Source organism: Hydrocarboniphaga effusa AP103, from assembly GCF_000271305.1.
Lineage (GTDB): Bacteria > Pseudomonadota > Gammaproteobacteria > Nevskiales > Nevskiaceae > Hydrocarboniphaga > Hydrocarboniphaga effusa.
In genome coordinates this window covers 843,971-857,133 of sequence record NZ_AKGD01000001.1, presented here as the reverse complement: position 1 = coordinate 857,133, position 13,163 = coordinate 843,971, and the positions used below count along the sequence as shown (strand labels likewise).

The 13,163-nt window shown below is 64.1% G+C and carries 15 protein-coding genes; 9 read left to right on the top strand and 6 right to left on the bottom strand.

Features of this window, described 5'->3' with window-relative positions; all coding sequences use genetic code 11:
- Nucleotides 1-7: 7 nt before the first annotated feature.
- Complete coding sequence (locus tag WQQ_RS03820; protein WP_007183741.1) at nt 8-913, bottom strand: response regulator; 906 nt, start codon at nt 911-913, stop codon at nt 8-10.
- An 80-nt stretch (nt 914-993) separates the two neighbouring features.
- On the opposite strand from WQQ_RS03820, the gene dusB reads away from it, so the two are divergent.
- Nucleotides 994-1,986 carry a tRNA dihydrouridine synthase DusB gene (dusB, locus tag WQQ_RS03815; protein ID WP_083844404.1) on the top strand — a complete coding sequence of 331 codons (993 nt, stop codon included), beginning with the start codon at nt 994-996 and terminating at the stop codon, nt 1,984-1,986.
- A gap of 65 nt (nt 1,987-2,051) precedes the next feature.
- Here the strand turns inward: dusB and WQQ_RS25385 are convergent, their stop codons facing one another.
- Nucleotides 2,052-2,339 (bottom strand): hypothetical protein, encoded by a 288-nt coding sequence (locus tag WQQ_RS25385; RefSeq protein ID WP_007183739.1) that lies wholly within the window; start codon nt 2,337-2,339, stop codon nt 2,052-2,054.
- Nucleotides 2,340-2,488: 149 nt separating this feature from the next.
- Nucleotides 2,489-3,196: an alpha/beta fold hydrolase gene (locus WQQ_RS03805; protein WP_007183738.1), complete on the bottom strand. Its 708-nt coding sequence runs from the start codon at nt 3,194-3,196 to the stop codon at nt 2,489-2,491.
- A gap of 340 nt (nt 3,197-3,536) precedes the next feature.
- Here WQQ_RS03805 and ilvB point away from each other — a divergent pair, with 340 nt between their 5' ends.
- Both ilvB and ilvE read left to right on the top strand, forming a co-directional pair.
- Nucleotides 3,537-5,234 carry a biosynthetic-type acetolactate synthase large subunit gene (gene ilvB / locus WQQ_RS03795; RefSeq protein WP_007183736.1) on the top strand — a complete coding sequence of 566 codons (1,698 nt, stop codon included), beginning with the start codon at nt 3,537-3,539 and terminating at the stop codon, nt 5,232-5,234.
- The gene (gene ilvE / locus WQQ_RS03790; RefSeq protein WP_007183735.1) at nt 5,231-6,286 is read left to right on the top strand and encodes a branched-chain-amino-acid transaminase; all 1,056 of its coding nucleotides are present in this window, start codon (nt 5,231-5,233) and stop codon (nt 6,284-6,286) included. Before ilvB ends, ilvE begins: the two co-directional genes overlap by 4 nt.
- Before the next feature lie 79 nt (nt 6,287-6,365).
- On the opposite strand, the gene WQQ_RS03785 is transcribed toward ilvE, so the two are convergent.
- Nucleotides 6,366-7,103: a DUF2884 family protein gene (locus WQQ_RS03785; RefSeq protein WP_007183734.1), complete on the bottom strand. Its 738-nt coding sequence runs from the start codon at nt 7,101-7,103 to the stop codon at nt 6,366-6,368.
- 197 nt (nt 7,104-7,300) lie between these two features.
- On the opposite strand from WQQ_RS03785, the gene WQQ_RS03780 reads away from it, so the two are divergent.
- The 4 genes from WQQ_RS03780 to azu all read left to right on the top strand — a co-directional run bounded on the left by WQQ_RS03780 (nt 7,301) and on the right by azu (nt 9,937).
- On the top strand, nt 7,301-8,374 hold the full coding sequence (locus WQQ_RS03780; RefSeq protein WP_007183733.1) for a lactate/malate family dehydrogenase: 1,074 nt from the start codon (nt 7,301-7,303) through the stop codon (nt 8,372-8,374).
- The gene (locus tag WQQ_RS03775; RefSeq protein WP_007183732.1) at nt 8,371-8,805 is read left to right on the top strand and encodes an ACT domain-containing protein; all 435 of its coding nucleotides are present in this window, start codon (nt 8,371-8,373) and stop codon (nt 8,803-8,805) included. The genes WQQ_RS03780 and WQQ_RS03775 overlap by 4 nt, the downstream gene beginning before the upstream one ends.
- 83 nt (nt 8,806-8,888) lie before the next feature.
- Nucleotides 8,889-9,269: a lactoylglutathione lyase gene (gene gloA, locus WQQ_RS03770; RefSeq protein WP_007183731.1), complete on the top strand. Its 381-nt coding sequence runs from the start codon at nt 8,889-8,891 to the stop codon at nt 9,267-9,269.
- A gap of 215 nt (nt 9,270-9,484) precedes the next feature.
- Nucleotides 9,485-9,937 carry an azurin gene (azu, locus tag WQQ_RS03765; protein WP_007183730.1) on the top strand — a complete coding sequence of 151 codons (453 nt, stop codon included), beginning with the start codon at nt 9,485-9,487 and terminating at the stop codon, nt 9,935-9,937.
- Nucleotides 9,938-10,010: 73 nt separating this feature from the next.
- Here the strand turns inward: azu and WQQ_RS03760 are convergent, their stop codons facing one another.
- Nucleotides 10,011-11,060 (bottom strand): saccharopine dehydrogenase family protein, encoded by a 1,050-nt coding sequence (locus WQQ_RS03760; protein ID WP_007183729.1) that lies wholly within the window; start codon nt 11,058-11,060, stop codon nt 10,011-10,013.
- 319 nt (nt 11,061-11,379) lie between these two features.
- Between WQQ_RS03760 and WQQ_RS03755 the strand changes: the two genes are divergently transcribed.
- Nucleotides 11,380-11,592, top strand: coding sequence for a cold-shock protein (locus WQQ_RS03755; RefSeq protein ID WP_007183728.1), 213 nt, complete (start codon nt 11,380-11,382; stop codon nt 11,590-11,592).
- 163 nt (nt 11,593-11,755) lie between these two features.
- Here WQQ_RS03755 and ppa read toward each other — a convergent pair whose 3' ends face one another.
- Entirely contained in the window at nt 11,756-12,286 is a 531-nt protein-coding gene (ppa, locus tag WQQ_RS03750; protein ID WP_007183727.1) for an inorganic diphosphatase, read from the bottom strand.
- A 227-nt stretch (nt 12,287-12,513) separates the two neighbouring features.
- Between ppa and WQQ_RS03745 the strand changes: the two genes are divergently transcribed.
- A complete protein-coding gene (locus tag WQQ_RS03745) occupies nt 12,514-13,077 on the top strand; it encodes an adenylate kinase (protein ID WP_007183726.1) in 564 nt (187 codons plus the stop codon).
- Nucleotides 13,078-13,163: the final 86 nt, after the last annotated feature.

The window sequence follows — 13,163 nt, the reverse complement described above, 5'->3', positions numbered from 1 at the left end:
GCGTCGCTCAGCCGGGTGACTTGAGCGATTGCACGATCGAGGCCGCGAGCCGGTCCGACATCTGCGCGGCTGCGGTGGTGACGGTCTGCTCTGCGGCCGATTGCGCCGCGGCCACCGCGGCTCCGAGCACGGCTTCGCGCAGCTGTTCGATCTGCGTGAGCTGCTGTTTGAGCGTCTGCCGCATCTCCTGGCGCAGGCGCTCGATCTCGGCCTCGAAGCGGGCTTCGATCGCAGCGACGCGCGCTTCGAGTCTGCCGTCCGTCGAGGTCGCGGCGCTCGGCGACGGCTCGGCATGGATCGGGTTGCGGACCTCGGGCATCGGTATTTCGGGCAAGGCCGGGACGAGCAAGGGCGGTGTTTCGAGTGCGAACGAAGAGCCTTCCTGCGCTGATGCATCCGTGCCTGGCGGCGAGACCCGCGCCATATCCGCTTCCATCGCGGCGATCGAAACGCTCGGTGCCTGAGCCTGTGGCCGAAACGCTTCGGGCTCATCGCTCAGGAATGCGGGCGGCGGTGGCGGTGTGTCGTAGCTCACTTCTTCGACGTTCGGCGCTGGAGTGCCGAGCAGCGAGGTGAGCTGGTCGAAGGTCACGGGTTTTTCGAGCACTGCGGCTGCGCCCTGCGCGAGCGCCGAATCGATGAAGCCGCTCGCCTCGTCGGTCACGCAGACGATGACGGGCACGTTCGCGGAGGCGGGTTGCGCCGCGAGCGCGTTGAGCAGATCGGCGGGTTCGACGTCGGGCAGCCGATAGTCGGCGAAGATCAGATCGGGCTTCTTGCTCTGCAGGAAGCGCAGCGCATCTTCCATCGTCGCAGCGGCATGCGATTGCCATTGCAGCCTGTCCAAATAGCGGCTCAGCACGAAACGGGACGAGGTGGAGTCGTCGATGATCAGCGCCGTTGGTTGGCTCATGGAAGTCCGTGAAGTGAGGGCTAGAACCGCCGCTCACTCTACGCTGTCGCGAAGCGCCGGTCATAGGAGAAAATAGACGCATGCAGATAGGTTCCCACTCCATTGATCCTCCGGTGATTCTGGCCCCGATGGCCGGCGTCACCGATCGTCCGTTCCGCTCGCTGTGCCGCCAACTCGGCGCAGGCCTCGTCGTCTCGGAGATGACGACTTCCGATCCGACGCTCTGGAACTCCGAAAAATCGCGACTGCGTCGTGACCACGCCGGGGAGTCCGAGCCGATCAGCGTCCAGATCGCCGGCTACGATCCGCAACTGATGGCCGAGGCTGCGCGGCTCAATGTCGAGCAGGGCGCGCAGATCATCGACATCAACATGGGCTGTCCCGCGAAGAAGGTCTGCAAGGTCGATGCGGGATCGGCGCTCATGCGGGACGAAAAGCTCGTCGAAGCGATTCTGCATGCAGTGGTTTCTGCGGTGCCGACGCCGGTGACCCTGAAGATCCGCACCGGCTGGGCGAGGGCGCATCGCAACGGCATCCGGATCGCACGCATCGCGCAGGACTGCGGCATCGCTGCCCTGAGCGTTCATGGGCGCACGCGTGAAGACCAGTACGAAGGCGAGGCCGAATACGAAACCATCGCGGCGATTCGCCAGGTGCTGTCGATTCCATTGATCGCCAACGGTGACATCGATACGCCCGAGAAGGCGGCCGAAGTCATGCGGGAGACCGGAGCGGACGCGGTGATGATCGGACGCGCGGCCTTGGGGCGTCCGTGGATCTTCCGCGAAATTTCACATTACCTTGCAACCGGCGAGCGCTTGGCATCGCCATCGCGATTCGAAGTGCGGCGCTGCCTGCTCGAACACGTCGATGCGCTGCATGCCTTCTATGGCGAGCGTCGCGGCGTGCGCGTCGCACGCAAGCACATTCAGTGGTATTGCCAGGCCGGCGGTGTCGAGGCCGAGGCACTCGCCGCTTTCTGGGCATCGATCAACCGGGTCGACGACGCGCGTGAGCAGCGCGAGCGTGTCGATGCTTTCTTCAGTGAGAGCCCGGAAAGATACGCGGCCTGAAGCGCGTTTCTCGCGCAATAAAAAAGGGCGCGTCGTTAACCGACGCGCCCGACTAGAAGCCCACCTCAAGCAGCAGCAGCAACCTTCTTGGCGCGCTTGACGGCTTTCTTGGCAACCTTCTTCACGCTCTTGGCGACCTTCTTCGCGGTCTTCTTGACCGACGACTTCTTGGCAACCTTCTTGGCAGCGCCCTTCTTGGCGGCGACTTTCTTGGTCGCCTTCTTCACGGCCTTCTTCGCAGCGCCCTTCCTGGCGGCGACTTTCTTGGTCGCCTTCTTCACGGCCTTCTTGGAAGCGACTTTCTTGGTCGCTTTCTTCGCCGCCTTCTTGGCGGCCTTCTTCGCAACTGCCATAACAACCTCCTTGGTACTCAAAGAAGCGTGCGCGAACACGACAATCGTGGTCGTCAGCGCGCCACGGCCCATAGTGTCATCAGCAATTGCAAAGCACAAGATGTAGTGGCTCGTCGAATGTCAATAGCCATGTCTCTCGATAACGTGATTCAAGCTTGAACAAGCCGTTCAGCAATGACTTTGAGCACTTGTCGATTGAAGACCAAACCCATGTGACTGCCGTGTACTTCGACGCTTTCGGTGTGTTCGGCTTCGGTCTCCAGCGCGCAGGACCACGTCACGATTCCATCGCGGCGCGTGTAGATCGCGGTGCACGGAACCGGCGGTGGAATGCGACGCTTGATGAAGCCTTCGATGTCGGTCTTGACCGGTTTTCCGCGATTGGCGATGCGAAACAGCGTGACCATGTTGTTGGCGTCCGGATGTCCGTTGATCGGACTGCCGAGCGTGATCACGCGCTTGATCAGCTGCGGTTGATGCCGGGCGATCTCGCGCGCGAACACGCCACCGAGGCTCCAACCGACCAGCGTGATCGGCGCGTCGTAGTGCTCGTTCAACTGCTCGAGCCGTCTGACGAGACCGGTCTTGATCTTCGATCGCATGCCGAGATTGGTGCCGAAATCCCAACCATAGGCATTGAAGCCGAGCTTGATCAGCGCGCTACGCAAAGGCAGCGTCGCCATGTCGTTGGTACCGAAGCCCGGGATGATCATCACCGGCTGGCCGGTGCCCTGCGGAATGCCGCGCAGCTTCGGCCCGATGAAAGTGAAGCGCGCGGCTTCGAGCAGGGCACGGGCTTCGAGTGCGAGCAAGCCCGGCGGCGGTGCAGCAACGTGAGGCAGCTCGTGATCCGACATGTCAGGGCCTTCTACGTGGGTGCGTGAGTGGCGAGTGTAGAGAGTTCGTTGCGCAAAGGCTCGCGTCCACGTTTGTGAAAGCTTGTGGATTTGACGACTCGCCGCTAGACTCCGCCGCCAATCCCATTGCCGCAACGCATTCGCTCCCTTTCGCAATGAACCAGATTCAGAAGCTCATCCTCGTCGTCGTACAGGTCGTCGTTGCCGGCGCGCCGTAGGGGATTGCTTCTTGCTGTAACCAAACCCCCGCCGGCGCAAATCGGCGGGGGTTTTTCGTTGTGTGCTTCATCCCTCTCGCCGGTTTCGCTCCAGCGGGGTTCCCACCCAAGAGAACCTCGACATGAAACTCAAGATGACCGGCGCCCAACTGATCGTGCAATTGCTCGAAGCCCAGGATGTCGAGCTCGTAACGGGCATTCCGGGCGGCGCCCTGCTGCCGCTCTACGAAGCGCTCGGCGGCGATACGCGCATTCGCCACGTGCTTGCGCGGCACGAGCAAGGAGCGGGCTTCATCGCGCAGGGCCTGGCTCGCGTGAGCGGCCGAGCGGCCGTGTGCCTCGGCACGTCCGGTCCCGGCGCGACCAACCTCGTGACCGCGATCGCCGATGCCAAGCTCGATTCGGTTCCGCTGGTCTGCATCACCGGACAGGTGCCGCAGCACTTGATCGGCACCGACGCGTTCCAGGAGGTGAAGACCACGCACATCGTCGAGACGATCACCAAGGCCAACTTCATGGTGCGTTCGGCCGCCGAACTCATCGACCTGATTCCCGAGGCGTTTCGCATCGCCGAGACCGGACGTCCGGGGCCGGTGCTCATCGACGTGCCGAAGGACGTGCAGCGCGAGACCATCGAAGTCGATACGACGCGCTTGCCACGGCGTGCCGCGCGTATCGCCGAGGCACCCGACGCGATCGCGATCACGATGGCGGCCGAGCTCATCGCACAGGCGCGCAAGCCGGTGCTGTACCTGGGCGGCGGCGTGATCAAGAGCGGTGGCTGGATGGCGGCTCGCGAGCTCGCCGAGCGCGCGAGCCTGCCGACGACGACCACGCTGATGGCCCTCGGCGCATTGCCGAGCGACCACGCGCTGAACATCGGCATGCTCGGTATGCATGGAGCGCACAGTGCCAACCGCATCATCGACGAGTGCGACCTGCTGATCGCGGTAGGCGCGCGCTTCGACGATCGGGCCACCGGGCGTGTCGACGCCTTCGCCCCGCATGCGCGCGTGATTCACATCGATGCCGATCGCCGCGAATTCGGCAAGATCCGCAAGCCCGCGCTCGCGATCGAGGCCGATGCGCGACTGGCGCTCGAAGCCCTGCGTGACGCGGTGCGTGCCGATGCGCGACCGCAGTGGCTCGCGCGCACGCGGCAGATTCAGGGCGAGCATCCCTGCGAATGGCATGAGCAGCACGAGGTTCGCTCTCCATATGGCCTGATCCGGACGGTGGCGAAACTCGCGGGCGAAGACGCGGTGATCACGACCGACGTGGGCCAGCATCAGATGTGGGTGGCGCAGGCGTATCCGTTTCAGCGCCCCGATCGATGGCTCACTTCGGGCGGACTCGGCACCATGGGTTTCGGCTTGCCCGCGGCGATCGGCGCGGCGCTCATGCAGCCCGATGTGCCCGTGGTCTGTTTCACCGGAGACGGCAGCCTGCTCATGAACGTGCAGGAGTTCGCGACGCTGGCCGATCTGCAATGCAACGTGAAGATCGTGCTGCTCGACAACGCCTCGCTCGGCATGGTGCGCCAGCAGCAGCACCTGTTTCACCGGCGACGCTACGTGGCATCGAGTTTCGAGCGGCCGACCGAGTTCTGCTCGGTGGCGCGCGCCTTCGGCATCCCGGCGCTCGATCTCGGCGCGAGCAGCGATGCGCTCGCGATCCTCGAAGAAGCGTTTGCGACGCCGGGTCCGGCGCTCATTCGCGTGCCGGTCCACGCCGACCGGCAGGTGATGCCGATGGTGGCTCCGGGCTGTTCGAACGTGGAGCTCGTTTACGTGGCGGCCAAGCGCGAGGTGGTGCAATGAGCTCGCTCGACCTTTCGCAGGACGCGGCGCTGCGCTGGCCGGCTTCGTTGCCCGAGCCCGAAGCGCTCGGCTTCGGTCTTTACATGGCCCCGTTCGCGGTCAGTGCCACGCATGAGGCGGGCGAGGGCTGGTCCAAACCCGAAGTGCTGCCGCGCGCGGCGCTCGGGCTCGAACTCGCATCGGGTGCCTTGCAGTACGGGCTTTCGGCCTTCGAAGGCGCGAAGGCGTATCGAGCGCCCGATGGCACGCTGCATCTGTTTCGTCCGCGCGAGCACATTGCCCGCCTGCGGCGCAGCGCGGCCCGCTTGTGCCTGCCCGACGTCGACGAAGCGGCGGTCATGAAGATGCTGCAGCGTGCGGTCGAAGTGCATCGCGATTGGGTGCCGCCTGCGGGCCGCGGCGCCTTGTATCTGCGGCCGACGCTGTTCGCCTGCGAAGAGGGCCTGGGTTTGCGCGCCGCGAGCCGGCATCGTCTCGTGGTGCTTGCGAGCCCGGCTTCGAATCCGCTGTGCGCTCCGAAGCGTTTGTGGGCCGAGCGCGAGCTCATCCGCGCGGCAGACGGCGGACTCGGTGCGGCGAAAACGGCTGCCAATTACGCTGCGAGCCTGTTCGGTGCGCAGCGTGCGCGCCAGCGCGGTTTCGATGACGCGCTCTGGCTCGATGCGCGCGAGCATCGCTATCTCGGCGAGGCCGGTGCGGCGAACCTGTTCGTCGCGCTCGACGATCGCGTGCTCACGCCGGCGCTCGACGGCAGCATCCTCGCGGGCATCACGCGCGATTCGGTGATTGCGCTGCTGCGCGAGGCCGGGCATCGCGTCGAGGAGACCTTCATCTCGCTCGACGACTTGCAGGGATGGCAGCAGTCCGCGCGATTGCGCGACGTGTTCGGTGTCGGCACTGCGGTGAGGCTGTTTCCAGTGGCCGAGATCACCTGGGGCGAAGCCGGCGTACGGCCACCGCCTGCCGCCTTGTCGGCCTGGCTCGCGCATCGGCTCGCCGAGGTGCAGGAGGGTGTGAGCGCCGATTGGCCGCAGTGGCGGCTGGCCTGCTGATGTGCGCCTGAAAAAGCGCGGGCTCGGATCGCTCCCGGTGGATCGCATCACCTGCAAGGCCTGCCGGCGCAGGTTCGGCTCAGATCGACGGCCCGTCGATACTGAAGAGGTCGAAGCGGCCGAGTGAATTTTCGAGTCCGTCGAGCGTCTGCACCTGTTTGCAGAGGCCTTCTGCGCGGCGTTCGAGGACATCGGCGCGGACCTGGATCTGCTGCGTGACCTGCTGTTCGACCTGCGCGGCGCGCGCTTCGAGCCTGGACGGTGCGAACAGCGCGAGCGACAGCATGCTGCCGGCGCCGCCGAGCGCCTGCTCGGCGAGCTCGTCGACGAGTTCGTCCACCGAGGCGTCGATCTCGCGATCGAAATCGGGGCCGAACGAATCGGCCGAGAGCAGTCGGCCGTCGAAGCGCTCGGCGAAGCGTCGCTGCAGATCCTGCATGCGCGCCCGGGTGTCGGCGGCCAGCGGCTTGCCGGTCAGCGTGGTCACCGCGAGGGTCGCGCCTTCGAGTCCGATCTGCACGCCTTCGAGCGCCACGCTCGTGGCTTCCTGCGTGAAGCGACGCAGGTCGCGTGCGTAATGCTGCAGTCGTCGCTGTTCACTCGGCGTGAGCGAAACCGACTCGCCGTCGACCCGAAGCCGCCCGGGCTCGATGCGCACGCGTTCCTGGTTGGATTCCAGCAGGCTCAGACCGTCGGCATCGCTCCGGACGTCGTAATGCAGCTTGTAATCGCAGACCTGGGTGTGCTCGCGGGCCATCGCCGCGCAGCTGGTCGCCGAAAGCAGGGTGGAGAGGGTGAGGGCGAGGATGCTGCGCATCGTGAGGACTCCTGTAGGGATTGTTCCTCATGCGATGGCAAGCGCTGTTCCAATATGCTGATGCTTCTGAATCAGCTACTTACGATTCTAATTGGCACGAATTGGTGTCTGCATCGCCATCTTGTGGTGGGTTGCGCTGGTTTGTGGCGAAGTGCGCTCATGAATGCTTGAGACCTATTGGAGGAGCCGGTAGCAGGATGGACATCGCCATCATCGGGGCCAACGGCGATGTCGGCCGGGCACTCGCGGTCCAGATCATCTCGCGGCAGCTGCTGACCCCGCGCCAGCGACTGCAGCTCGTCGGCCGGCGCGAGGGCGGCAGCGCCAGTGCCCTTCACGGGCTGCGAGCCGATCTGCACGACGCCTTCGCCGAAATCACGCCCGAGATCGACGTGGCGCTGTCGCCCGAGGACGTCGCCGCCGACCTGATCCTGTTCTGCGCAGGCCGCACGGCGCCGACTTCGAGCACGCAGATGATCAGCCGCCACGATCTGGCGCTGGCCAATCGCGAGGTCTTCGAGTCGTACGCGAGTTCGCTGGCCCGGCACGGGCATGGCGAGGAGCTCGTGATCATCGTCACCAACCCGGTCGAGCTCGGCGTCGAAGTGTTTTCGCGCCATCTCGATCCGCGCCGCGTGTTCGGCATGGGGGCGTATCAGGACAGCATGCGACTGCGTCGCGAGATCGCGACCGACTTCGGCGTGCGCCGGCAGCGTGTGCACGGCTACATGCTCGGCGAGCACGGCGATGCGCTGGTGCCGATACTGTCGCGCTTCTGGATCTACGGTTTCGACGAGGCCGAAAACGCCGCCGCCCTGCGCAAGCTGCGCGGCGATCGGCATCCGGGGGATTTCGCGGCGAGCGTGATGACCGAGAAAGCCGTGCTCGCGCAGCTCGTGCGCAGCAACGAAGTCGAGCAGGCGTTTCGCCACGCCGAGTCGCAGCCGCCCGATCTGCGCGCGGTGCTGCTGCCGCTGATCACGCATATCTCGGGCGCCAAGACCGCGCAGTCGACCGCTGCGATCACCGCCGAAATGGTCGAGCAGATCCTGAGCGGCGGACAGAGCGTGATTCCGGCGCAGGTGAAACTGGCGGCGAGCGACTGGTTCGGGCCGGCCGGCGTGCTCGGGGTGCCGGTGATCTGCGGATTGCGCGGCTGGTCGCGCGTGATCGATCTCGGCGAGGGTGAGATCGACGGCGAAGAGCGCGACTGCCTGCTCGCGGCGTCGCAGGTCATTCGCGATCGTCTGACGAGCTGGGGGCTTTCATGAGCGCGTCCACTCTCGTCGTCTACGTGCTCGAAGCGGACGATCGTGCGGGCGTGATGCATGCGATCGCCGCGGTGTTCGCGCATCGCGGACTGTCGATGCACAGCCTGCTCGCCGACACCGGGCGCAAGCCTTCGCGCATCCTGGTGTCGTTCGACGGCACCGAGCGCCAGCAGAAGCTCGTGCAGCAGGTGCTCACGCGCCTGCATCACGTGCAAAGCGTGCGCGTGCTGCGCACCGATTCGCCCGAGCTGCGCGCCATCGCGGTCGGGCGGATGTGTGGCCCGCTGCCGCAGCTGGCGGAGGTGATCGCGCAGACGCAGGGCGATGCGGTGATGCTCTCGGGACGCTATCGCGACGTCGAAGCGGCCGTGAGCGAACTCGAATCCAGGGGGCTCATCGCCGAGGTCGCGCGCTCGCTCGTCGCGCTCTGAGCGCGGCGCCGGGCCATGCGCACCATCGATGCGATGCGGCGATAATGCCGCTCCCATCCAGGCTCACCAGACAGGACACTTCCATGCGCATTCTTCACACCATGCTGCGAGTCGGCGACATGCAGCGCTCCATCGATTTCTACACCAGCGTGCTCGGCATGCGCTTGCTGCGCCAGAATGATTTTCCGGATGGCAAGTTCACGCTCGCCTTCGTCGGCTACGAAGACGAAAGCGTAGCCTCTGCGATCGAGCTCACCTACAACTATGGCGTCGAGCGCTACGAGCTCGGCACCGCCTACGGCCACATCGCCCTGGAAGTCGACGATGCCTACGCCGCCTGCGAAGCCGTGCGCGCCAAGGGCTGCAAGGTTGTGCGCGAAGCCGGGCCGATGAAGCACGGCAGCACCGTGATCGCCTTCGTCGAGGATCCGGACGGCTACAAGATCGAGTTCATTCAGAAATAAAACGTTGCGGTCCGTTGATTGGTCGCCCGCCTCGCGGGAGGTTGAGCCCGATCTTCTACTTTCGGCTAATCCGACGAGAGCCGGCTGGAGAATCCACTACGATCGCGCCTCCATTTAAGGAAACTCGCAACCCATCGCCGCTTTCGTCGGCTGGCGCTTCGGTGCCGGCACTCGAAGCCACAGGCAAGAGCGTTCCGCACACTTGAAGGAGCAGGATGATGCAACTTTGGAAACCTCTGGCGGTGCTGGCTCTGGCTGGCGTGGCGATGCCGGCTTTCGCGGCCGATTGCGCCACCGAGATCGAGGCCAACGACCAGATGCAGTTCAGCAAGAGCAGCATCGAAGTGCCGGCCTCGTGCAAGCAGTTCAAGCTCACGCTCAAGCACACGGGCAAGCTGCCCAGGAACGCGATGGGCCACAACTGGGTGCTGACCACGCCGGCCGATTACGGCCCGGTGGCGCGTGACGGCATGGGCGCTTCGCTCGAAACCAACTTTTTGAAGGTCGATGATGCGCGCGTCGTCGCGCACACCAAGGTCATCGGCGGCGGGGAGTCGGATACGGTGAGCTTCGACGTGGCCAAGCTGACCGCTCCGGAATACAACTTCTTCTGCTCGTTCCCGGGCCACGCGATGATGATGAAGGGCTCGCTGAAGCTCGTGAAGTAAGCGCATCCCGGTTGCAGAAAAGCCCCGCACTCGGAGTGAGTGCGGGGCTTTTCGTTTGCGCGGGAACGAAGCTTTATTCGATGCTGATCGCCCCCGAACCCGGCAGGCGTGTGACGAGTTCGGCATCGACCAGGCGCGAAGGCGTATAGGTTCCGCCGGGTTTCTCGTTCTGCAGCAGGTGCTCGACCACCGCGAGCGAGCCCGTGATCGTCAGGCTGTAGCCATTGCTGGTCTTGATGCGCGCGGTGCGCACCGTTCCGCGCGAGTTGCGTGCCTCGCCCCAGACATGGGTCGGCAATTTCTCGCGCAGCATTTCGTCCGGACCTTTGACGGTCTTCTCGATCCGGCGCTTGATGAAGCGCTGCACCGGCGCCAGGCCGATCAGCCAGCGGAACCCGTTCGCCCGCCTGGCGTTGGCGATCATGCTCGGTGAGCCGGGCAGGTAGACCTCGATGTTCGGAATGCCGGTCGTGTACCAGGCCGTCGAGACGTCGCCCCATGGAATCGTCATCGCGAGCTTCTCGCCATCGCCGAAGTCGATGCGGCGCACGCTGTAGGCCAGCGGCACCTGCACGATGCGTCCGTCGCGCCGCACCTTGCCGCCCTGGGCGAGGCCTTCGACCGAAGTCTTGGCCGTGCCCGGCGAGAAACCCGAGCGCGAATCGAAGCCCAGCGCCAGATGCGTCGCGTCGGGCAGCGCGGACTTGAGCGCGGCGGCGACGCAGTCGGTCGGAATCACGTCGAAGCCGACGCCCGGGCAGATCACCACACCGGCCTTGCGTGCTGCTTCGGACTGCGCCTGGGCGTATTCGAACACCGCGATTTCGCCGGTGATGTCGAGGTAATGCACGCCGGCCCGGATGCAGGCATCGATCATCGGCTTGGCCGTGGCCGAGAACGGACCCGCGCAATGCAGCACCAGGGCGATGCCGTCGAGTCCGCGCAGCAGGGCGGCCGTGTCGTCGAGAGCGAAGGCGCGTGCTTCCAATCCGAGCTCGCGGCCCAGGCTTTCGACCTTCGGTGCCGAACGGCCGGCGAGCACCGGCTGATGGCCGCGCTTTCTGGCTTCGCGTGCGATCAGCTCGCCGGTGTAGCCATTGGCCCCGTAAATCATCCACTTCATGGCAGCGCTCCAAATGACAAGAATTAGGTGTTCGTGCAGAGCCGGAATCGAAGTCTGGAAAGAAAGATTTCTCGGTTTTCCGATGGGCCTTCGATTGGCCACTTGATTTTTGATCTGGCGGCCAGCTTAGCCGTTAGACAGCCCCATTTTTTTTATGTAGAGTCCTGGACGCAGTCGATCAAGCAAAGCTTTCCTCGGTCTCGCTTTACCTGCTTCACTTACTCGAAGCATCGTTTCGCAAAGTCTGCGGTGGTTCCTTGAACAGATTGCAAGTGTGGTTTTTTCGATCTACTAGTTTTCTGCTTTAAAGGAACGTCGCATGAGCAATGTGGAAACGGGCACCGTGAAGTGGTTCAACGATGCCAAGGGCTTCGGTTTCATCACCCCGGCCAATGGCGGTGAAGACCTCTTCGCCCACTTCAAGGAAATCCAGGGCACTGGATTCAAGACCCTCAAGGAAGGTCAGCGCGTGGAGTACGTCTCCAAGCGTGGCCCCAAGGGCATGCAGGCCTCGCAGATTCGTCCGCTCTAAGGCTAAGAATTTGTCATTAAAGACCCCGGCGATGCCGGGGTCTTTTTTTATCGCTCGAGTTTGTCGCATTGCAGCATTCAGTGAAGCATCCGTGCAAAAAGATTAAGGGCCGCATTGCGGCCCTTAATCTTTTTGCACTTCGATAACGCTTTTTCGAAACGAATCAGCCTTTATAGGCCTTGATGCCGTTTTCGATTTCGGCGCGAGCCGCGGCCGCATCGCGCCAGCCGGCGATCTTCACCCACTTGCCCTTCTCGAGCGCCTTGTAGGAGCTGTAGAAGTGATGGATCTCGTTCTTGACGCGCTCGGGCACGTCGGCCAGATCCTTGAGGTGGTCGTAGGCGTTGTTGCTGACCTTGTCGACCGGGACCGCGAGCAGCTTGGCGTCGGTTCCCTTTTCGTCTTCGGTGTCCAGCACGCAGAGCGCGCGGCACTTGATGATCGAGCCGGCGACGACCGGATGCGGGGTCAGCACGAGCACGTCGACCGGGTCGCCGTCGCCGGCGAGCGTCTTCGGCACGTAGCCGTAGTTGGCGGGATACGACATCGCCACGTTCATGAAACGATCGACCATCAGCAGGCCGGTGTCCTTGTCGACTTCATACTTCACCGGCGGGCCATAGGCCGGAATTTCAATGACGACGTAGAACTCGTTGGGGGCTTTTTCGCCAGGGCCCAGCGCTTCGATACCCATGATTCGGACTGCCTCGTTTTGCGGGTGGAATGGAGGTGGCGCACTGCAATCGGCACGCCGAAGAGGCGGCAGTTTACGTGAGACTTCGCGATGCTCGCCATTGGTCGCGTTGACGCCCGCGCCCTTGAGCCGTTACCGTTTGTCTGCGCGGTCACGCAACAAGTAGCCCTACGCAGGCGCCTGTGCCAACGCTGCAACACCTTGTTCCATAAGTAGGAATCAAATCGATGAGAATTGTTCTGCTGGGTGCGCCCGGCTCGGGGAAGGGCACGCAGGCCAAAAATCTGATCACGCATTACGGCATTCCGCAGATCTCCACCGGCGATGCGTTGCGCGCGGCCGTGAAGGGCGGGACCGAGCTCGGCAAGAAGGCCAAGGCCGCGATGGAAGCCGGCCAGCTGGTCGCCAACGAAATCGTCATCGGCATCGTCGAAGAACGTCTTGGCGAAGCCGATGCGCGCAAGGGTTTCATCCTCGATGGTTTTCCGCGCAACGCGGCGCAGGCCGACGTGCTCGAGGGCATGCTCCAGCGGCTCGGCCAGCCGGCCATCGACAAGGCCATCCATCTGCATGTGCCGGACGAGGAAATCGTTCGCCGCCTGCTCGAGCGCGCCAAGATCGAAGGCCGTGTCGACGACACCGAGCCGGTCATCCGCAAGCGCATCGAGGTCTACAACGCGGAGACCAAGCCGCTGCTCGACTATTACGCGGCGCAGGGCAAGCTCGTCACGCTCGAAGGCGTCGGCGACGTCGATGCGATTTTCGCCTCGATCCTCAAAGTCCTGAGCTGATCGTCGCCGCGCGGGCGTTGGTCGCGCGAGAGGCTTACGTAGACCGACCCGGCAGCGCCCCGTCCAAGCGGGGCGCTGTTTTTTTG